Origin of the sequence: Pusillimonas sp. DMV24BSW_D (assembly GCF_011388195.1) — a bacterium.
Classification (GTDB): Bacteria; Pseudomonadota; Gammaproteobacteria; order Burkholderiales; family Burkholderiaceae_B; genus Neopusillimonas; species Neopusillimonas aestuarii.
In genome coordinates this window covers 412,888-432,271 of the sequence record NZ_CP049990.1, presented here as the reverse complement: position 1 = coordinate 432,271, position 19,384 = coordinate 412,888, and the positions used below count along the sequence as shown (strand labels likewise).

23 protein-coding genes are annotated in these 19,384 nt (G+C 57.6%); 3 read left to right on the top strand and 20 right to left on the bottom strand.

The features are described 5' to 3' along the window. The first annotated feature begins 113 nt into the window (after nt 1-113). Nucleotides 114-2,453, top strand: coding sequence for an autotransporter outer membrane beta-barrel domain-containing protein (locus G9Q38_RS02010; protein ID WP_166127296.1), 2,340 nt, complete (start codon nt 114-116; stop codon nt 2,451-2,453). Between the two features lie 4 nt (nt 2,454-2,457). Here G9Q38_RS02010 and G9Q38_RS02005 read toward each other — a convergent pair whose 3' ends face one another. Further along, complete coding sequence (locus G9Q38_RS02005; protein ID WP_166127292.1) at nt 2,458-2,730, bottom strand: BrnA antitoxin family protein; 273 nt, start codon at nt 2,728-2,730, stop codon at nt 2,458-2,460. A 251-nt stretch (nt 2,731-2,981) separates the two neighbouring features. On the opposite strand from G9Q38_RS02005, the gene G9Q38_RS02000 reads away from it, so the two are divergent. Then, a complete protein-coding gene (locus tag G9Q38_RS02000) occupies nt 2,982-3,446 on the top strand; it encodes a bacteriohemerythrin (protein WP_119441744.1) in 465 nt (154 codons plus the stop codon). Then, the gene (locus tag G9Q38_RS01995) at nt 3,446-4,372 is read left to right on the top strand and encodes a DMT family transporter (protein WP_370523874.1); all 927 of its coding nucleotides are present in this window, start codon (nt 3,446-3,448) and stop codon (nt 4,370-4,372) included. Before G9Q38_RS02000 ends, G9Q38_RS01995 begins: the two co-directional genes overlap by 1 nt. Here G9Q38_RS01995 and G9Q38_RS01990 read toward each other — a convergent pair. The 19 genes from G9Q38_RS01990 to G9Q38_RS01900 all read right to left on the bottom strand — a co-directional run bounded on the left by G9Q38_RS01990 (nt 4,344) and on the right by G9Q38_RS01900 (nt 19,383). Continuing rightward, nucleotides 4,344-5,585: an NAD(P)/FAD-dependent oxidoreductase gene (locus G9Q38_RS01990; protein WP_166127290.1), complete on the bottom strand. Its 1,242-nt coding sequence runs from the start codon at nt 5,583-5,585 to the stop codon at nt 4,344-4,346. The two genes, G9Q38_RS01995 and G9Q38_RS01990, sit on opposite strands and share 29 nt — an antisense overlap. 13 nt (nt 5,586-5,598) lie before the next feature. Further along, nucleotides 5,599-5,922, bottom strand: a complete 324-nt coding sequence (locus G9Q38_RS01985) for a 2Fe-2S iron-sulfur cluster-binding protein (RefSeq protein ID WP_166127288.1) — start codon at nt 5,920-5,922, stop codon at nt 5,599-5,601. Nucleotides 5,923-6,006: 84 nt separating this feature from the next. Continuing rightward, entirely contained in the window at nt 6,007-7,164 is a 1,158-nt protein-coding gene (locus G9Q38_RS01980) for an ABC transporter substrate-binding protein (protein WP_166127286.1), read from the bottom strand. Between the two features lie 57 nt (nt 7,165-7,221). After that, the gene (locus G9Q38_RS01975; protein ID WP_166127284.1) at nt 7,222-8,280 is read right to left on the bottom strand and encodes an aromatic ring-hydroxylating dioxygenase subunit alpha; all 1,059 of its coding nucleotides are present in this window, start codon (nt 8,278-8,280) and stop codon (nt 7,222-7,224) included. 21 nt (nt 8,281-8,301) lie between these two features. After that, nucleotides 8,302-9,057, bottom strand: coding sequence for an SDR family NAD(P)-dependent oxidoreductase (locus tag G9Q38_RS01970; protein ID WP_166127281.1), 756 nt, complete (start codon nt 9,055-9,057; stop codon nt 8,302-8,304). A 12-nt stretch (nt 9,058-9,069) separates the two neighbouring features. Continuing rightward, nucleotides 9,070-10,140 (bottom strand): oxamate carbamoyltransferase subunit AllG family protein, encoded by a 1,071-nt coding sequence (locus tag G9Q38_RS01965; RefSeq protein WP_166127279.1) that lies wholly within the window; start codon nt 10,138-10,140, stop codon nt 9,070-9,072. Between the two features lie 390 nt (nt 10,141-10,530). Further along, nucleotides 10,531-11,292, bottom strand: coding sequence for a twin-arginine translocase subunit TatC (tatC, locus tag G9Q38_RS01960; protein WP_166127276.1), 762 nt, complete (start codon nt 11,290-11,292; stop codon nt 10,531-10,533). Then, nucleotides 11,289-11,720 (bottom strand): Sec-independent protein translocase protein TatB, encoded by a 432-nt coding sequence (gene tatB / locus G9Q38_RS01955; RefSeq protein ID WP_166127274.1) that lies wholly within the window; start codon nt 11,718-11,720, stop codon nt 11,289-11,291. The genes tatC and tatB overlap by 4 nt, the downstream gene beginning before the upstream one ends. Before the next feature lie 6 nt (nt 11,721-11,726). Beyond that, nucleotides 11,727-11,966 carry a Sec-independent protein translocase subunit TatA gene (gene tatA, locus G9Q38_RS01950; protein ID WP_114419265.1) on the bottom strand — a complete coding sequence of 80 codons (240 nt, stop codon included), beginning with the start codon at nt 11,964-11,966 and terminating at the stop codon, nt 11,727-11,729. A 127-nt stretch (nt 11,967-12,093) separates the two neighbouring features. Beyond that, nucleotides 12,094-12,438: a phosphoribosyl-ATP diphosphatase gene (locus G9Q38_RS01945; protein ID WP_166127271.1), complete on the bottom strand. Its 345-nt coding sequence runs from the start codon at nt 12,436-12,438 to the stop codon at nt 12,094-12,096. Further along, complete coding sequence (hisI, locus tag G9Q38_RS01940; RefSeq protein WP_166127269.1) at nt 12,435-12,854, bottom strand: phosphoribosyl-AMP cyclohydrolase; 420 nt, start codon at nt 12,852-12,854, stop codon at nt 12,435-12,437. Before hisI ends, G9Q38_RS01945 begins: the two co-directional genes overlap by 4 nt. A 16-nt stretch (nt 12,855-12,870) precedes the next feature. Beyond that, nucleotides 12,871-13,665 (bottom strand): imidazole glycerol phosphate synthase subunit HisF, encoded by a 795-nt coding sequence (gene hisF, locus G9Q38_RS01935; RefSeq protein ID WP_166127267.1) that lies wholly within the window; start codon nt 13,663-13,665, stop codon nt 12,871-12,873. Nucleotides 13,666-13,673: 8 nt separating this feature from the next. Then, complete coding sequence (gene hisA / locus G9Q38_RS01930; protein WP_166127265.1) at nt 13,674-14,423, bottom strand: 1-(5-phosphoribosyl)-5-[(5-phosphoribosylamino)methylideneamino]imidazole-4-carboxamide isomerase; 750 nt, start codon at nt 14,421-14,423, stop codon at nt 13,674-13,676. 65 nt (nt 14,424-14,488) lie between these two features. Then, entirely contained in the window at nt 14,489-15,145 is a 657-nt protein-coding gene (hisH, locus tag G9Q38_RS01925) for an imidazole glycerol phosphate synthase subunit HisH (RefSeq protein ID WP_166127263.1), read from the bottom strand. A gap of 9 nt (nt 15,146-15,154) precedes the next feature. Further along, nucleotides 15,155-15,742: an imidazoleglycerol-phosphate dehydratase HisB gene (hisB, locus tag G9Q38_RS01920; protein WP_166127261.1), complete on the bottom strand. Its 588-nt coding sequence runs from the start codon at nt 15,740-15,742 to the stop codon at nt 15,155-15,157. Nucleotides 15,743-15,807: 65 nt separating this feature from the next. Beyond that, on the bottom strand, nt 15,808-17,121 hold the full coding sequence (hisD, locus tag G9Q38_RS01915; RefSeq protein ID WP_166127259.1) for a histidinol dehydrogenase: 1,314 nt from the start codon (nt 17,119-17,121) through the stop codon (nt 15,808-15,810). Between the two features lie 78 nt (nt 17,122-17,199). Further along, nucleotides 17,200-17,880: an ATP phosphoribosyltransferase gene (gene hisG / locus G9Q38_RS01910; RefSeq protein WP_119441719.1), complete on the bottom strand. Its 681-nt coding sequence runs from the start codon at nt 17,878-17,880 to the stop codon at nt 17,200-17,202. Further along, a complete protein-coding gene (gene murA, locus G9Q38_RS01905; RefSeq protein ID WP_166127257.1) occupies nt 17,877-19,142 on the bottom strand; it encodes a UDP-N-acetylglucosamine 1-carboxyvinyltransferase in 1,266 nt (421 codons plus the stop codon). Before murA ends, hisG begins: the two co-directional genes overlap by 4 nt. Then, nucleotides 19,135-19,383, bottom strand: coding sequence for a BolA family protein (locus G9Q38_RS01900; protein ID WP_166127255.1), 249 nt, complete (start codon nt 19,381-19,383; stop codon nt 19,135-19,137). The genes murA and G9Q38_RS01900 overlap by 8 nt, the downstream gene beginning before the upstream one ends. Nucleotide 19,384 lies beyond the last annotated feature (1 nt).

Genomic DNA, 19,384 nt, shown 5'->3' with positions numbered 1-19,384 from the left:
CAGGGTTCAGAATAATGATTACGGAATTTTGAGCAATTTCTTTAGTTTTTGGTCCAGAATCTATGACAAATTTGTCATGCCCATGGCAAATTGCATAACGATAAGGACAAACGATGAAATCAAGCTTAAGAAGAGTGGTGCGCGGTATTTGCGTGGTGGTGTTCTGTGTTTTGGTGAGTGGGTCGGCGGGGCGGTGGGAAGGAGGTGTAGGTATTAGCGCGGCCCAGGCGGGTGAAACGGCGGGTGGCGGTGCGGCGCCGTTGCCCGGTTTGCCCGAGGCGCCCTATGTGTTCATGGGAGACATTGCACATTTAAACCAGGCGGGGTTTGAAACGGTTCAGGCTTATGACATTGGCGATACGGCGGTGCTGAATGTGTATAACGGCGCAAGCGCGCGGCTGGCCGGGTCGTTGGGTAATGCCATGGGTTCCATGGAGGGCGTGACCAAACTGGGGGCCGGCACGCTTTCTTTGGCGGCGGCCAATACGTACCGGGGCACCACGCGTTTGCTGCAGGGGCGTTTGGCGCTGGAACACAATTCGGCGGCCGGGTGGGGCATGGTGCATGCCAATACGGGTACGGAACTGGAGTACGCGCCGGGGGTGCGCGTGGCTTCGGCGGTGCAGGCACTGGAAGTGGACTTGGCGGCCACGTTGCCGGCTTCCTGGTACACGCCGGGTATTCATGTGGTGCCCAATACCGAGGTGCATTGGCGCGTGGCAAGCGGGCAGGCCGAGCATGCCGGTTTGTTGCTGGGCAATGCACGGGTGGTGAAGCAGGGGGCGGGGCGCTTGAATTTAACGGGCGATGCCGCGCCGTTCACTGGCCAATGGGTGGTGAACGAAGGGGCGCTGGCGGTGAATACCGCGTTGCCCGGCGCGGTGCAGGTGAATGCGTCGGCCCGGCTGGAAGGGGTGGGTAGCGTGGGTTCGTTCCAGTTGGCGTCCGGGGGCGTGTTGGCACCCGGCAATAGTATCGGCACGTTCACGGTACAGGGCGATGCGGTGTTCAATAGCGGCTCGGTGTTCGAGGTGGAAGCGCAGCCTGATGGGCAAGTAGATTCATTGAATGTAGGGGGTACGGCTTATCTGGCGGGCACGGTGCGTACCCTGGCGGCCAACGGCGCCTGGCAGCCGGAAACGCAGTTCACTATTTTGTCGGCCGGCGGTGGGTTGGCGGGTACCCGTTTCGATACGGTTACCAGCAACCTGACGTTTCTAACGCCTTCTTTAAGCTATGGCGCGAATTCTGTGTTTCTTACATTGGCGCGCAATGACACGCCGCTAACCGACCCGGCCGAAACGCCGGATGAAGAAGCCGTGGCCGAAGAGATAGACGATGGCGGGCCGGGTGGGGAGTCGCCTAACCCCGATTTGTTCGATGGGGTGGTGGGGCTGGATGCCCCCACGGCGCGTCGTGCTTACCAGCAACTGGGCGGTGCGTGGCTGGCGTCGGTGCAGTCCGGCTTGCTGGAAGACAGCCGCTTTGTGCGTGAGGCCGTGTTTGAGGCGTTGGCGCAAGGCTCTTGCGCCGGAGCATTGGGTAACGTGCGGCCCGTCACTGCAATGCCGGTTTCGCAAGGTGGGCGCACCTGTGCCTGGGCGCGGGCGTTTCATGCCGACCGCTCACGGTCGGGTCGAAATGGTGTATGGGGTGACAATCGCTCGGTGCAAGGGGTGTTTGCCGGGGCGCAACACCGTGTGGCGCCCAATGTGTGGTTGGGTGGCATGGTGGGCGGCCAATTCGCTCGTATGGACCAGGCCGGTGGGGGCGCGGGTACCAATGCACGCGCCGATACCCTGCATTTTGGGTTGAATGTGGCGTGGCGCCGGAATCGGGTATCAACCGTGGCAGGTTTGGCGTACAGCCGTCATAGAGTGAATACGGGCCGTGTGGTGTCGGCCGGGGCCCTGCGCGACCAATTAACGGGCGCAACTTCGGCCCATACCGTGCAGGTGTTTGGTGAAGCCGCCTGGCGCGCGTGGGAAAGTGCCTGGTTACCAGCGAAATGGGGGCGGGCAAAGTATGCGGTGTCGCCGTTCGTGCGGTTGGCCGGAGTGCAGTTGCGCGGCGGTGGTTTTACCGAAGAGGGTGGTGCGGCGGCCTTGGCGGTTAGCCCTTCGCGCCACACAGTGTGGTACAGCCAGTTGGGCGTGCGCGGACAGGCGCGCATTGAAACCCTCACCGGTGCGGCGCTGGCGCGGCTTACCGTGGCCTGGCGCCATGCGGGTGGAAATACACAAGTGGCTTCCAGCCAGCGTTTTAAACATAGCCGCAGCCAGGCGGTGTTTACCTCGAACGGTTTACCGGTGCTGGAAAACGCCTTGCATGTGGCGTTAATCGTGGCCGGGCAAGTGTCACGCACTGCCGGCTTGGCGCTGGGGTATAGCGGGGTTTATGGTGCGGGGGTGCAAGACCACGGCGTGCAGTTGAACTGGCGTGAGGTGTTTTAGGGGGTTAAGCCTGCTGTTTAAGCCATTCACGTAATGCGTCGTTCATGCGGGTTTGCCAGCCAGGCCCCTGTGCTTTGAAGGCTTCAACAATGTCGGCGTCGAAGCGAATGGCGGTTTGAAGCTTTCGTGGTGCTTTCTGAGGCCCTCTTTGACCACGTAATTTTTTTTGTAACGAGCTGGGTAGCTCAGTCAGGCGCATTGCGCTATTTACTTCTAACGCCGTCCATTCTGGGTTTTCCGGCTCAGTGGTGCTTTTGCTGTGCTGTCTTTTGTTCATACAAGCGTACCTCTCGCATATTTGCTTTACGCAATGCAATATTTAATTGTATTAACAAAAAAATATAATGTCGAGAGAATAAAAATAGTTTGTTTGGCGTATGCGCATAAGTGCGCAGCTACCTATTCTGAAAGTAAAAGAATGGGGAGTACGCCGAACAGTGAGTGATTTGTCGTCAGCAAAAACACCCCCACACCTAGGGTTTTTGCTATGATGCCCTTTGACTTTGTTATTGAATTTAGGTGGACGTCATGCACACTGACACCCCGGCGGTGTCCCTAACCTGGACAGACAAGTTCCTGGTGGGGTACGAGCCCTTCGACGATACGCATCGCGAGTTTGTTGATATTGTGGATGCCTTGCTTAAGGTGCCTGAAAGCGAATTGTTGCCGCATTTGTACAAGCTTATTCAGCACAGCGAAGCGCATTTTGCGCAGGAAGAGCATTACATGGAAACCACGGCGTTTCCGGCGCGTGAGTGTCATGCGAATGAACACGCGGGGGTGCTGAACTCCATGCGCGAGGTGGCGCAATACGTTGAGGGCGGTGGCGAAGCCGGCGAAATACGCCGCTTGTCGGTGGCGTTGGCCGACTGGTTTCCGGGCCATACCGATTACCTGGATGCCTCATTGGCGCAGTGGGTGGCCAAGAAGCAGTTGGGGGCGGTGCCTATTGTGGTGCGACGGGGCGTGGCGAATCATTCCGACGAAGCGTAATGGTGCCGGATAGAAAGCAAATTGACACTCAGGCGTTCAGCCTGATGGTGTTGTTGTGTTTGATTTGGGCGTTTCAGCAAATTGCCATTAAGGCTGTGGCGGCCGACATGGCACCCACGTTTCAAATTGCCTTGCGTTCTATTATTGGTGCCGCCCTGGTGGCGTTTGTGATGTGGCGCCGGGGCATTCCGCTGAGCCTGGGCGACGGAACCTGGAAAGCCGGCCTGGTGGTGGGCTTTTTGTTTGCGGTGGAGTTCCTGCTACTGGGCGAAGGCTTGCGCTACACCACGGCCTCGCACATGGCCGTGTTTCTTTATACCGCACCGTTTTTTGCGGCGCTGGGCTTGCATTTCACCCTACCTGAAGAACGGTTGGCGCCGTTGCAGTGGTTTGGTATTTTTGCCGCGTTTGTGGGGGTGGCCATTTCCTTTCTGGCGCCCGGTGAAAACCAGGCCGAGAACGCGAGCAATATATTGTTGGGCGACTTTCTGGGCCTGATGGCGGGCGCAGCTTGGGGTTTAACCACGGTGGTCATACGCAATACCGGACTATCGAACACACCGGCCACCAAAACCTTGCTGTATCAACTGATCGGCGCCTTTGCGTTATTGCTGGTGGCCGCCGTTGTAAGTGGCCAAACCGAAGTGAACCACACGCCCATGGTGTGGGGCAGCGTGCTGATTCAAGGCGTGGTCATTTCGTTCTTCAGTTATTTGTGCTGGTTCTGGTTGCTGCGCAAATACCTGGCATCGCGCCTGGGGGTGTTTTCTTTTATGACCCCCATGTTCGGCATTGTGCTGGGCGTGGTGTTGTTGAATGAACCACTGGACACCAGCTTTGTGGTGGGCGCCATTCTGGTTACCGCCGGTATTGTGCTGGTGAGTGGTTACGGGTGGATTAAGGCGATGTTGCCGCGCCGGACGTAAGCGCCGATAAATCAAACTCAGGGTCACCGGCCTGTTCCGGCGTGGGCCAAACCTCCTGGCTTAACATTTTTCTGGCCAGAATATGTTCCTTGGGCGCATTCAAAGTGTCCACCGACACCAAACGTTCGTTGGCATAGTTGTAGATGGAAAAGGCGGCGTCGCAGGTGTTGCCGCGCACCACCGAGGTGGTTACGGTGTGTGCAACGCCCGCAATTTGCAGCTTCATATCGAACTGATCCGACCAAAAGTACGGGGTGTCGTGGAAGGGGCGACTTTGGCCCAGTATTGAACGGGCCGCCGCTTTGCCTTGTTCAATGGCATTTTGTATGGATTCCAGGCGCAGGAAATGGCCGTTGCCGTTGCTACGCGCTGCGCAGTCGCCGGCGGCGAAAACATGGGGTGCCGAGGTGCGCCCGTATGCGTCAACCACAATGCCGTTGTTGCACACAATACCGGCTTCTTGTGCCAGCGTGTCGTTGGGGGTTACGCCAATGGCCACCACCACCAGGCCTGCGGTTAAACGTTGTCCGTCGGCCAGTTCAATGGTGGCACGGTCGTCGGCTTCGCTTAAATGCGTTACGCGTGCATTCAGCTTTATGTGAACGCCTCGGCTTTCATGGCGCTGCTGGAAGGTTTTGGCAAGCACGGGGGTGGCGACCCGGCCCATTAATTGGTTGCCCGCCTCAAGTACGGTTACCTCAAGCCCCATTTCCCGGGCCACGGCGGCCACTTCCAGGCCAATAAATCCCCCACCGATAACGACAACGGGTTCTTGCCGGGCTTGGCAAAGGCTTAAACGTTCGGCCACTGCTTCCGAGTGCCCGCGCGAGCGCAAGACATGGATGGTTTTTGCATTGGGCTCTTGCCCGGGAAACAGGCGCGGCGACGCGCCGGTGGCAAGCAATAAACCGGAGTAGGAAAGGCTTTCGCCTGTATCCAGCTCAACGGTTTGGCGGTTGGGGTGAATGGCCGAGACGCGACACCCCGTTCGCAGCGTAATTTTCCTGCGCTCGAACACGTTTTGTCCGCGCATGGTCAAGGAATCAAAGTGCTTTTCTTTCAGGGCGTCTTTGGATAAGGGCGGGCGATGGTAGGGCGTATGGGGTTCGTCGCCCAGCAAGGTAATCAGACCGCTGTATTTTTCGGCGCGCAGTGTTTCGGCCGCCTGCAGGCCGGCTTGCCCGGCACCGACAATTACAATGTGGTTTTCCATGGGGATGAAATCGTTAATACTGGGTTTCAGGGGTGGTGATGCTTAGGTTGTCGAGTGCCGCAGACGCTTTTATCTGGCACGACAAACGGCTGTTGTCTTTTCTTTGTGCGGCGACTTCTTCCAGCAGTTCCAGCTCTTCTTCCGTGGGAGGGTTCAGCTCAGACAGCCGGGCGGGGTCAACATAGCAATGACAGGTGGCGCATACCAGCGAGCCGCCGCATTCCCCCACAATGCCGTCAATACCGTTTTGCACCGCAGCCTGCATGAGGTTCTGGCCGTCGGGGACGTTAAGCGTGGTTGTGTTGCCGTCGGGGTCGACATAATGAATACGGATCATGAATGAGGGTTCCTTGGAAGGCCCCACGCGAATGCGCTTGGGGCGCATGCGTGGGGTGGCTAAAAGTAAGGTTGGGTAAGAGGGTTAGTCGGTGTTCACGATCTTGCCGTCTTCGATCTTGACCAGATAGGTCATGGGAACGCTTTGGCCGCTTTCCTTGCCTGCCGGGCCGTCTTTATTGAATTTGACATGCCCTGTAAGCCCGTCGATTTCGGTCTTCCAAAGTGCCGCCTGGATTTTTGCAGGGTCTGCTTCGCCGGCCTTTTCAATGGCGGCGGCAAGCGTGTGAATGCCGTCGTAGCCGCGTGCGCCCTCAGGTGAGCCGGCTGGGTCGAGACCCATTTTTTCCCATTGCGCCACAAAGCCGCGTGCCGCTTCAGGGTTCAGAGTGGCGTCGGGGAACCAGGGTACGAAGAACATGACGTGGTAGGTGTTGTTGGCTGCCTTCCCGGCCTGGTCAATAAGCTGTTGAGGCATGATGCCACCCGTTGTAATGAACGGAACGTCGATGCCCAAGGCTTCGGCTTGTTTGGCCACCAGCGTAATTTGTTCCGTGCCGCTGGTTAGGAACACATGGCTGGGTTGCTTTTTGGCGTGCTTGATGGCGGCAAGCTGCGATGTCATGTCTTGCGCGGCGGCGTCCATAATGTGCGTTTCGCCCACCTCAACACCCTGGGCCTTGAGCATTTCGCCGTAGGCTTGGGCTGCGCCCAGGCCCCAGTCGTTATTCACCACCAGGAAATCAACTTTGGTGATGCCCATGGGTTTGACGCGGTCGGCAAAACTGGCCGCTTCCATGGCGCTGGTTGGGCTAATGCGGAAAACGTACGGGTTGCCCTGTTTGGTTATTTTCGACGAGCTGGCGGTTTCAACCAGCATGGGAATGCGGTATTCCATGAGTTTGGGCATGGAGGCCAGGGTGTAGGTGGAGCTCCAGGCACCCATGATCGCAGGCACTTTATCGCGTACGATCAATTTTTCAGTCACGTTCGAGGCTTCGGTTGGGTTGCTCTTGTTGTCTTCAATAACAAGCTCCAGCTTTTTGCCTAGAACGCCGCCGTTTTCGTTGATTTCGGCTGCGGCAATTTTGGCGCCTTCTGCAACAAAGGTGCCGGCGGCCGCGACCACGCCGGTTAAAGGTTGGTTAACGCCAATCTTGATGACGTCGGCGGCGTGGGCCACTTGCGCGGCACCCATGATTGAAATGACACTGATTAAAGCTTTGATTCCCATGGTTTTCATGGTTGTCTCCTAATGGTTTTTGGCAAGCTTCAGTTGAAATGGCGCAGCCGAATGTGTTTAGGTGGCCACGCCTGCATTTGCGGTTGTATTTAGGTGTTGGCGTTCCTCCTCTATAAGTTTTTGAACCATTTTGTGCATGCGTCGCGGAGCGGCATCAATGCCTAATGTGATTTGTTTGGCATTGGGGTCGCGTTCCTGCTCTTGCTGAATCCGTTCCAGAATGATCTTGTCTTCCTTGAAGGCGAACTCAAGGGCGGCGTTCAGCTCTTGGTCGATCTCCGGCTCATCAACGCGGAAATTGCGCACGTGGAACCAATATTGCAGCACGGTGCGGTCATCAACCGGGGTGAGCACGTGACACGAATGCATTTGCACGCCGGTATGACGCATTTCCGGGTCTTTGATGGAGCCGGTTGCGCAGGTGCCCATGTCGATATCGAAGAAGCAGGGCGGGGTGTAGTCGTAGTAGTGCCAGCGGTCGACCTGGCCGGTCATTTTGGCGAAGTTGGCGAATAAGGGGATGGGGGGCGCGTCGGGGATCCAGCGCCATACGGAAATGCTGTTGTCGCCGTAATCGTTGTTAACTGGGATCGATGCGCCGGCGGGTGTGCCCAGTGTGGATTTGTGCACGAAGGTGACGTGCGCGGGGTCGAGGAGGTTTTCAACCAGGCTTAAGTAATTGCACTCAATGCGCAATACGCCGCCTTGTACCGCGTGCCAGCCTTCCTGGCCGTACTGGGGCACGTTGAACATTTTGCTGATGTCGGCTTGTTTGGGGTCGCCCAGCCAAATCCACACCAGGCCGTAGCGCTCTTCAATGGGGTAGGCGCGCACCGTGGCGTTTTTGGGAATCACTTCCTGGCCTGGGATACGGATACATTGGCCGGAGCAGTCGAATGTCATGCCGTGGTAGCCGCATTCAATTGCGTCGTCGATAAGCGTGCCCAAAGACAGCGGCGCAAGCCGGTGCGGGCAGGCATCGTGAAGCGCGGCAACCGAGCCGTCTTGGCGACGGAAAACCACGACGGGCTCGTTGGCGATCATATGACGGGTGAGCGAGCGGTCAACCTCGTTTGACCAAGTGACGGGATACCAAGTATTTTTGACGAATTCCATTGTTTAACTCCTTTAAAAGCGTTAGTGGTAGTACGACCCACCGTCGACCACAAGCGTTTGCCCGGTAATGAAAGCGGAGCCCGGCCCGGCGAAAAATGCCACGGCACCCACTAAATCATTGGGGTGCATGTCGCGCGCAAGGGCGCGGCCCCGAACGGAAAATTGCGATGAGCGTTTGGCCAGTTCGGCGTTTTTCATAACGCCTTCGCTGAGCGTGAAACCGGGGGCCACACTGTTCACCAGAATGTTGTGTTCCCCCAATTCGGTTGCCAGGGCCCGTGTCATGGAGACAATGGCGCCTTTGGAGGCAACGTAGTGCAACATGTGTGGGTTGCCCTTGAAGGCCACGCCCGAGGAAATATTGATAATGCGTCCGCCGCCCTGTCCTTTGAACGTGGGTAGCACGGCTTTGCAGCAAAGGAACTGGCCAATGACGTTGACGTCGACCAACGAGCGCCACTCTTGCGCGGTTAATTGTTCAAATGGCTTTTGTTGAATCGATGAAAAAATGGCCGCATTGTTGACCAAAATATCGATTTGGCCGAAGGCGTCGAGGGCGGCCTTCGCCATATGTTCCGTATCGCCTTCCTCGGCCACATTGGCTTGCACGCCGATGGCCTGATGGCCTTTCTGCTTGAGTTTCTCGGCCGCGGCCTGCGCGTTGTTCAGGTCGGCAATCACAATGCGTGCGCCTTGTTCGGCCAGGTGTTCACTTACGGCAAAGCCAATGCCCATTGCCCCCCCGGTGACCAGCGCAACTTTGTTCTGTAGCGTCATTTTTGTTCCTGCTTAAGAAGGTTGTTGAAAGACGGAAAGCGGCGGACAGTAATGGCCGCGGCCAATCGGGGTATCGGCGCCCTGGCGATCAAGAATGGCCAGGTTGATGATGGGAGCAAGGCGAGCTGCCTGGATGCGCGCCGGGTCGATGCAACCGCTTTCAGGGCAAAGAATGTGGTCGGGCCGTGTCGTGGCATCGTCTGGAAGGTAGTCTTTCCATTCGGTAAGCAGCGTAGGGGCGTTCTTCAATGCCTGCCCGCCATAGCCGCAGGCGTCGACCACGGCGCTATCGCCGATGGCTCCCAGGGATTGTGCCGGATGATCGGGCTTGAAGCGGGGGCCGCTGGGCGGCGGTGCGCTGACCGTGATCCATTCGTTTGTGTTTTTGAATTTCACGCCGAACTCAATGCCGTTGGCGCCAATGGCATTAATGGCGCTGGAAGAGGTGCGCAGCTTCCAACTGCAATAGGCCATCCACGTGGTCAGGGCGAAGCCGGCATTGGTCAGGATTTTTTCACGGGTGGCTTCGGGTAGCTTTTCCAGCGCGTTCACCCATAATTTTGTACCGGCGCCCACAATGGCATGGCCGTCGTCACCCAATTGCAAGGCCTGCTGCATCAGCGCTTCCGGATGAATGGGCGCGTTTTCCAACAAAGGGTTGATGTGGTCGGCGAATTGCTTGCAGTCGTTCTGTGCGCGTTCGCGGCATAGGGGGTCGATGGAGCCGAACCGTAATGCGGGTGCAGGCCCTTCGCTAACCGGCGAGTACACCTTCAATGCTTCGTTGCCCACTTCAACACACCAGGTGGAGGGCCCGGCCACTTGGGCCAGTGGGACGACCAGGCCGTGATCTTGCGCCGGCAGCAATTTAATGGCCGGCGGCGATTGCAAAAGCAAGCCGCGCGCGGCGTCGGTGTCTGTGGCCCACCCTTCCATGACTGCGGCCTGGGCCGCTGCGTTCAGTACCGCGTCCGGCGGGCCGTCTTTGTAAGGTGGCCCGGCGTGGAACAGTGCCTGCTCGGGTAGGTTTGGCAAGGCCTCGCTGAGGCGAACCATGCGTGTTAGTTGTGCTGTATTGCTCATTTAGCCCCCTGAAAGCGGCCATCGCAGAAGCGATGGCCGGTACTGCCTGAATGCTGCTAGTTTCATTACACACAGTCGTTTCAACACATGCGCCACACAATTCGCCGTAAAAAAACATTTGTGATTGTGCTAACGTCGTGTTATACTATCTTACTATCGATAGTACCTATATATGATAAGTAAAATAGCCCCTTCCTGTCAATGGAAAGAGGCCATTTTGGGCTGTTTATTAGGGTAAAACCTTATGGATAACTCAGCTTAAGTTCACTGAATGTTTGCTTGAAAAGCAAAAGAAAACGGCCCCAAAACTGGTGTTATGGGGCCGAATAAAAGAGATAGTGGTAGGACTTATTGCATTTTTTAAAGCGTACGGTTTTTGGGCTGCTTGAACTATTCGTCGTCGGCTTCTTTTTCGCGTTCCGAAGGCTTCATTCTTGAAGCGACCAGCAGCCCCACTTCATACAGCACACACAGGGGAACAGCCAGCATGAACTGGCTGATGACGTCGGGCGGGGTGACGATGGCGGCAATAACGAAGGCCCCCACAACCACATAGCCGCGCGCACTGCGTAGCTTTTGCACACTGACCATGCCGCTTTTTACCAGCAGCACAACTGCTACGGGCACTTCGAAGGTAATGCCGAAGGCCATGAACATGGTAATAACGAAACTGACATAGGCTTCGATATCGGGCGCGGGCGTGATTGATTGCGGTGCAAAGCCCGCGATGAATTCAAAGACGGTTTTGAAGACGACGAAATAGCAAAAAGCCATACCCAGCAAAAACAGCACCGTACCCGACAAAATGAGCGGTAGTGCCAGTTTTTGTTCGTGTTTGTACAGCCCTGGGGCGACAAACGCCCAGGCCTGATACAGCACAATGGGCAAGGCCAGTACAAAGGCGGTAAGCAGCGCAACTTTAACCGGCACCATGAAGGGCGTGATGACGCCGGTGGCGATCATGCGGGTGCCGCTAGGTAGGGTGGCCAGCATGGGCTGTGCCAGAACGTCGTACAGAAACGAGGGCCCTGGATACAGGAACAAAATAATAAAGATGCCCAGAATGGCACCAACTGCGCGAATCAGGCGCGTGCGAAGCTCGATAAGGTGCGAGACGAAGGATTCGGAATTGCTTTCTTCTTCGGCTGTCACGTTTCAGTTCCGTTTTTCTTGGTGCCTGCGGTGTCGTCGGGCGGCACGCTTGTAGCTTTATCGCTCGAGGGTTCGCTTTGCTTGCTGCGAATCGAAGAGTCGATCGACTGTTCGGTTTCTTTCAGTGTCTGTTCGGTGTCTTGTAGCGCTTTCTTGGCTTCTTCAAGCGGGTTGCGAATGGTGTTGCCGGCGTCGTCGACCGAGCTGCGCACCGATTTGGCCGCGTCTTCAATCTGGCCTTTCAAGCTGCCGATTTCAGCGGAATCCATTTCACGCTTGATGTCGGTTTTCACGTCGTTTACGTAACGTTGCGCGCGACCCAGCAGATGGCCCACGGTGCGGGCCACATTGGGCAGGCGCTCGGGGCCGATGACCAGCAGCGCAACCACGCCGATGATCATGAGTTCGGTGAAGCTCAGACCAAACATGGCGGTTTACGCGTCTTTCTTTTCTTTGGCCTGAACGTCGATAGTGTCGCTGTCTTCGGTCTTTTGAGTAACGGCTTCGGGCTTTTTGTTTTGCTCGCCTTCGCTGTTGGCGTCGTTCATGCCTTTCTTGAAGCCTTTAACGGCGCCGCCCAAGTCTTCACCCATGTTGCGCAGTTTTTTGGTACCGAACACCAGGGCCACAATAACCAGAACAATAAGCCAGTGCCAAATGCTGAAACTACCCATTTCAATCTCCGTAAGGCAGCAGGTTGCTGCACATTTGTTTATCTGCTCATTCTAACCATTCTACCGAAGTGCGTGGCAGGTAAAAGGGTAGGGAATGCGATAGTATGCTGTATATTTTTTTCGCGGGTTACGCGCCTCGCTTCGCTTTTTCTTCCAGGCCCGACACACCTTCGCGCCGCGCCAGTTCTTTCAGAATGTCTTCGGGCCGCACATTGTAATGCGCCAATGCCACCAGGGTGTGAAACCATAAGTCGGCGGTTTCATACACAATTTTTTCGCGGTCGTTGTCTTTGGCGGCCATGACCAGTTCGGTGGCTTCTTCGCCGATTTTCTTCAGGAACGCATCGGGCCCTTTGGCCAGCAGCTTGGCGGTATACGACGCGCTTGGGTCGCCGCCGTTTTGCGGCAGGCGGCTTTCCAGGGTGTCGGCCAGGCGCGCCAGAATCTGTGCTGTGTTTGGCGTTGAGCTCATTTGTAAATTTGCTCCGGATCTTTCAGTACAGGATCGGTGGTTGTCCAGCTGGTGGTGTCCAGGCGGCGAAAGAAGCAGCTTTCGCGGCCGGTGTGGCAGGCAATGCCGCCTTCCTGTTTTACTTTCAGCAAAATGACATCGCCGTCGCAATCCAGGCGGATTTCCTTTACCTGTTGAACATGGCCGGATTCCTCGCCTTTGCGCCACAGCCGCTGGCGCGAGCGCGACCAGTAAACCGCCCGCTGGGTTTGGGCGGTTTCCATCAGGGCGTCGCGATTCATCCAGGCCACCATGAGTAAGGTGCCGGTATCGGCATCTTGCGCAATGGCGGGAATCAGGCCGCTGTTGTCGAAGTGCACTTCTTTCAGCCAGGCGGGGCCGGCCGTTTCAGCGGTATGGGTTTGCGGTTGACTCATATTCGGCCTCCTTGCTTTACAGCCTAACGGGGATACCTTGTTGCGCCATGAGTTCTTTGGCTTCGTGCACGGTGTGGTCGCCGAAGTGAAAGATACTGGCGGCGAGCACAGCGCTGGCCCGGCCGGTGGTGACGCCTTCCACCAGGTGCTGCAGGTTGCCTACCCCCCCCGATGCAATCACGGGAATGGGAACGGCGTCGGATACGGCGCGGGTGAGGTTCAGGTCGAAACCCGATTTTGTGCCGTCGCGGTCCATGCTGGTAAGCAGAATTTCGCCTGCCCCGTATTCCGCCATTTTAACGGCCCATTCCACCGCGTCGATCCCGGTGGCTTTACGGCCCCCGTGAGTGAAAATTTCCCATTTCAATGGTTCGCCGGGCTGGGAAACCTGGCGCGCGTCGATCGCCACCACAATGCATTGCGAGCCATGATACTGCGAGGCTTCCCGAACGAGTTCGGGGTTAATGACCGCCGCACTGTTAATAGACACCTTATCGGCTCCGGCGTTCAACAGGCGCTGAATGTCGGCCACTTTGCGCACGCCGCCGCCGACGGTAAGCGGAATGAACACTTGTGACGCCACGGATTCGATAATGGGCAGAATCAGGTCGCGGTTGTCGCTGGTGGCGGTAATGTCTAAAAACGTGAGTTCGTCGGCACCTTGTTCATTGTAGCGACGTGCAATTTCCACGGGGTCGCCGGCGTCGACCAGGCCCACGAAGTTCACGCCTTTCACAACGCGCCCGGCGGTAACGTCCAGGCACGGAATAATGCGGCGTGTCAGTTCATTAGACGCAGGTGGGGTGGACATAGCCTGGTTCACTCGGTTTCGCCGTTCAGTTCGTCGGCCAGGGTTTGTGCTGCGGCGAAATCGAGCGTGCCTTCGTACAGGCTGCGGCCCAGAATGGCGCCTTCCACACCTTCTTCTTCTACGGCGCACAGGGCTTCAATGTCTTTCAGGTCGGTTACGCCGCCCGATGCAATAACAGGAATGGTCACTGCCTGGGCCAGTTTCACGGTGGCGTCGATGTTCACGCCTTGCAGCATGCCGTCGCGGCCGATATCGGTGTAGATAATCGCTTCGCAACCATAGTCTTCAAATTTCTTCGCCATGTCGATGACGTCGTGGCGGGTGAGTTTGCTCCAGCCGTCGGTGGCCACTTTACCTTCGCGTGCGTCGAGCCCCACAATAATATTACCGGGGAAGGCACTGCAGGCGTCGCGCAGGAAACCGGGGTTCTTAATGGCGGCCGTACCGATAATAACGTAAGCCAAGCCCAGATCGAGATACGCTTCAATGGTGTTCAGATCGCGAATGCCGCCGCCGATTTGCACGGGAATTTCTTCGTCGATGGCGTCCAGGATGTTTTTGATGGCCGCCAGGTTCTTCGGGCTGCCGGCGACGGCGCCGTTCAGGTCAACCAGGTGCAGCCTGCGTGCGCCTTGGTCGAGCCAGTCGGAGGCCATAGCCGCCGGGTCTTCCGAGAAAATGGTGGCGTCGTCCAGGTCGCCCTGGCGCAGGCGTACGCAGTGTCCGTCTTTGAGGTCGATAGCGGGAATCAGAAGCATGATGGTTTAGGGCCAGTTTAAAGTGCCGAAAGGTTGGTGTGTTGTTTAAAAATATAACAAACCCGTTAAGGGTGCCAGTCTACAAAGTTCCGATACAGGCGTAGGCCGGGATCTGCGCTTTTTTCCGGATGAAACTGGACGGCGAAAATATTTTCCGCCGCCACGGCGCAGGTAAAGGGAATGCCGTAATGGCTTTCGCCCACGGTTAATTGGGCCTGGTCGGGCGCAACGTAAAAACTGTGCACGAAATAAAAATGCGTGCCGTTTTCAATGCCGTTCCACAAGGGGTGGGTCTGGGTTTGCCATACGCGGTTCCAGCCCATGTGAGGTACTTTCAGCAGTTCGTGATCGTTATCGCCGTGTTGTTTCGATGAAGCGAATTCAGGGCCGGCAAACAGTTTGACTTTACCCGGGAAAATATTCAGGCAGGGTGTGTTGCCTTCTTCGCTGGTGGTGAACAGCATTTGTTCGCCCACGCACACGCCCAAGAGGGGTTTGTTGCGTGCGGCCTCTTCCACGGCTTCGCGCAGGCCTGATTCGTTCAGGGTGCGCATGCAGTCGGGCATGGCCCCCTGACCGGGGAACACCACGCGCGAGGCGTCGCGAATGGATTGGGCGTCGCGGCAGATACGAATGTCGGCGTTGGGCGCAGCAGCGTGCAGGGCGCGGGCAACCGAGTGAAAGTTGCCCATACCGTAATCAACAATGGCAATGGTGTTCACAATAAAGCCTTACAGCGAGCCTTTGGTGGAAGGAATGGTGCCGCCGGCGCGCGGGTCGATTTCCGCGGCCATGCGCAGCGCGCGGCCAAAGGCCTTGAACACGGTTTCACATTGGTGGTGCGAGTTGGTGCCGCGCAGGTTGTCGATGTGCAGCGTCATTAAGGCATGGTTCACAAAACCCTGGAAAAACTCCTGGGTAAGGTCGACGTCGAACGTACCAATGTGCGAGCGGGTGAACGGCACATGGAATTCCAGCCCGGGGCGGCCTGAAAAATCAATCACCACGCGCGAAAGCGCTTCGTCGAGCGGTACGTAGGCGTGGCCGTAGCGGCGCAGGCCTTTTTTGTCGCCCACCGCAGCGGCCACGGCCTGGCCCAGCGTAATGCCCACGTCTTCCACGGTGTGGTGGTCGTCGATATGGGTATCGCCGTCGCAGTGGATGTCCAGATCAATTAAACCGTGGCGCGCGATTTGGTCGAGCATGTGGTCTAAGAAAGGGACGCCCGTGTTAATGGTTTGGCGGCCGGTGCCGTCTAGATTAATGGCCACACGAATACGGGTTTCGTTGGTGTTACGTGAAATTTCAGCGGTACGCATGGTTTAAGGTCTTTCTGTGCAAAAGGGCCGGGTTAAGGCGGCCATGTGTTCGGGTGAAAGTGTGCTTAGCGCTTTGGCGGCGTATCCAGGCGGTATTCCGCGCTGGCCGCGTGAGCTTGCAGGCCTTCACCATAAGCCAGGTGCGCGGCAATGGTGCCTAAGGTTTGGGCGCCGTTGTGCGAAACCTGGATAATGCTGCTGCGTTTCTGGAAATCATACACCCCTAAGGGTGAAGAGAAACGTGCGGTGCGGGAAGTGGGTAAAACGTGGTTCGGCCCGGCGCAGTAATCGCCCAGCGATTCCGAGCTGTAGCGGCCCAGGAAAATGGCCCCTGCATGACGGATTTTGTCGGCCACGGCGTTGGGGTTTTCGGTGGAAATCTCCAGGTGCTCGGGCGCGATGTCGTTGGCAATCGCGCAGGCTTCGTCAAGGTCTTGCACCAGAATTAATGCGCCGCGGTTGGCCAGGCTGGTGCGAATAATGTCGGCACGCGGCATGGTGGGCAGCAGGCGATCAATGGCTTCCTGCACTTGGTCTAAGTACGCTTCGTTGGGGCATAGCAAAATGCTTTGCGCCAGTTCATCGTGCTCGGCCTGCGAGAACAAGTCCATGGCGATCCAGTCGGTCGGCGTGGTGCCGTCGGCAATGATTAGAATTTCGCTGGGGCCGGCAATCATGTCGATGCCGACCGTGCCGAAGACGCGGCGTTTGGCCGCAGCCACGTACGCGTTGCCGGGGCCCACAATTTTATCTACCGGGCTAATGGTGGCCGTGCCGTACGCCAGCGCGCCCACCGCTTGTGCGCCGCCAATGGCCCAGGCGCGGTCAACGCCGGCAATGGCAGCGGCGGCCAGCACAATGGGGTTGCGCACGCCGTTTGGGGTGGGTGTCACCATGACCACTTCTTCCACCCCGGCCACTTTGGCGGGAATGGCGTTCATGAGTACTGACGATGGATAGGCCGCTTTGCCCCCGGGTACGTACAGACCTACGCGATCGAGCGGAGTAATTTTTTGGCCCAGCACGGTGCCGTCGGCCTCGGTGTACGACCAGCTTGGGGCTTTTTGGTGTTCGTGGTAGCTGCGTACCCTTTCGGCCGCCTGTTCCAGGGCGGTACGCTGTTCAGCCGGCAGGCTTTCCAGCGCGGCCAGCCATTCCGACTTGGGGATTTCCAGTTCCGCCACGCTGCCGGCCTGCACGCGGTCGAAGCGCTGTGTGTATTCCAGCAGAGCGGTGTCGCCTGTATGCTCAACCGCCTTCAGAATGTCGGCCGTGGCGCGTTCAATGGATTCGTCTTGCGAAGCATCGAAGGCCAACAGTTTGCGCAAGGTGGCCGCAAAGTTGGGGTCGGTAGAGCGAAGGCGCTGAATGGATGGCATGATGGTGCTGAAAATAGCTGTACTAATTAAATAAAGGTAACTGGGGCGTTTTCAATTAAAGATGTGTGAAGCTTAATGCTATTTGTCTGCGGTGGCTTTTGCAAATGCATCAATAAGAGGTTGCAATGCCTGGGCGCGGGTTTTTAGCGACGCCTGGTTCACAATAAGCCGCGACGAGATATGTGCAATCTCTTCCACTTCCATTAAATGGTTGGCGCGCAGGGTACCGCCGGTTGAGACGAGGTCGACAATGGCATCGGCCAGCCCCACCAGGGGTGCCAGCTCCATGGAGCCATACAATTTAATCAGGTCGACATACACGCCTTTGCGGGCGAAGTGTTCACGCGCGGCTTGCACGTATTTGGTGGCCACGCGCAGGCGCGAGCCTTGACCCACCGCAGCTTCGTAGTCGAAGCCTTCGCGTACGGCCACGCACAGGCGGCATTTGGCAATGTTCAGGTCAATAGGCTGGTACAGGCCGCCGGGGTGCTGGGCGGCATGTTCGAACAAGACGTCTTTGCCGGCAATGCCGAAGTCGGCTGCGCCGTACTGCACATAGGTGGGGACGTCGGATGCGCGCACAATAATTAAACGTAGCCCCGGGTCGCTGGTGGGCAGAATCAGTTTGCGCGAACTTTCCGGGTTCTCGCTTACCTGAATGCCGGCTGCTTCCAGCAGGGGCAGGGTCTCTTCAAAAATCCGGCCTTTCGATAGCGCCAGAGTAAGCGGCGCTTGTACGTTGGCGGTGGCGGGACTCATAGGGCTTCCTGTTTAATCCGTTCAATGTGGGCGCCGACCTGGCGCAGTTTGTGCTCCATATGCTCGTAGCCACGATCCAAATGATAAATGCGTTCCACCGTGGTGTCGCCCTCTGCGGCCAAACCGGCAATGACCAGGCTGGCCGAGGCGCGCAGGTCGGTTGCCATGACGGTGGCGCCGGAAAGCGCTTTCACGCCGGTCACAATGGCGGTGTGGCCGTCGATGTCGATTTGCGCCCCCATGCGGCTCAGTTCCTGCACGTGCATGAAGCGGTTTTCGAAAATGTTTTCGACAATAACGGCGGTGCCGTCGGCCAGCGTGTTCAGCGCCATGACCTGGGCTTGCATGTCGGTGGGGAAGGCCGGGTATTCGTAGGTGCGAAAGCTCACGGCCTTGGGGCGCCGGTTCATGGTGCCGCGAATCCAGTCGGGCCCGGTTTCAATGCCTACGCCGGCTTCGCGCAGTTTGTCGAGCACGGCACCCAGGGTGTCGGGCGCGGCGTGGCGCAGCGTAATGTCGCCGCCGGTGGCACCGACGGCGCACAGGAAGGTGCCGGCTTCAATGCGGTCGGCCACAATGTTGTGCTCGGCACCGTGCAGTGTTGGCACGCCGTCGATAATAATGCGGTCGGTGCCGTGGCCTTGAATACGGGCACCCATTTTTATCAGCAGCTCGGCCAGGTCGGTTACTTCGGGTTCGCGCGCAGCGTTTTCCAGAATCGTGCGGCCTTCGGTCAGGGTGGCGGCCATCATCAGGTTTTCGGTACCGGTGACGGTGACCATGTCGGTGCGGATGGTGGCGCCTTTCAAACGCGGTGCTTTGGCAATGATATAGCCGTGCTCAATGCGAATTTCCGCGCCCAGGGCGGTAAGGCCTTTAATGTGCTGGTCGACCGGGCGCTGGCCAATGGCGCAGCCGCCGGGCAGGCTGACACGGGCCTCGCCGAAGCGGGCCAGCAGCGGGCCTAGCACCAGAATGGAGGCGCGCATGGTTTTCACCATATCGTATGGCGCTTCCAACTTGGTTAACTGCCCGGCATTAAGCGCCAGCGTGGCGTCGCCGTTCAGGTCGCCTTTCACACCCATTTGCCGAAGCAGTTTCAGCATGGTGTGAATGTCTTGCAGCGCCGGTACGTTGGTAAGCGCCAGTGTGTCGGCCGTTAGCAGGCCGGCACACAGAATGGGCAGCGCGGCGTTCTTTGCGCCGGAAACCGTGATTTCACCCTGCAGGGGTTGGCCCCCGGTGATGCGTAGCTTATCCATTCGCGTTGGCGTTGTATTCGTCGGGCGTCAGGGTGCGCATGGACAAAGCGTGGATTTCGTTTTTCATGCGCTCGCCAAGGGCTTTATACACCAGTTGGTGGCGGGCAATGAGCCGCTTTCCGGCAAATTCGGGCGACACAATAACCGCTTCGAAGTGCGAGCCGTCGCCCGCGACTTCAATGTGTTCACAATTCAGGTTGTCGCTAATGTATTGGCGAACTTCTTCAGGTGTAGGCAGCATA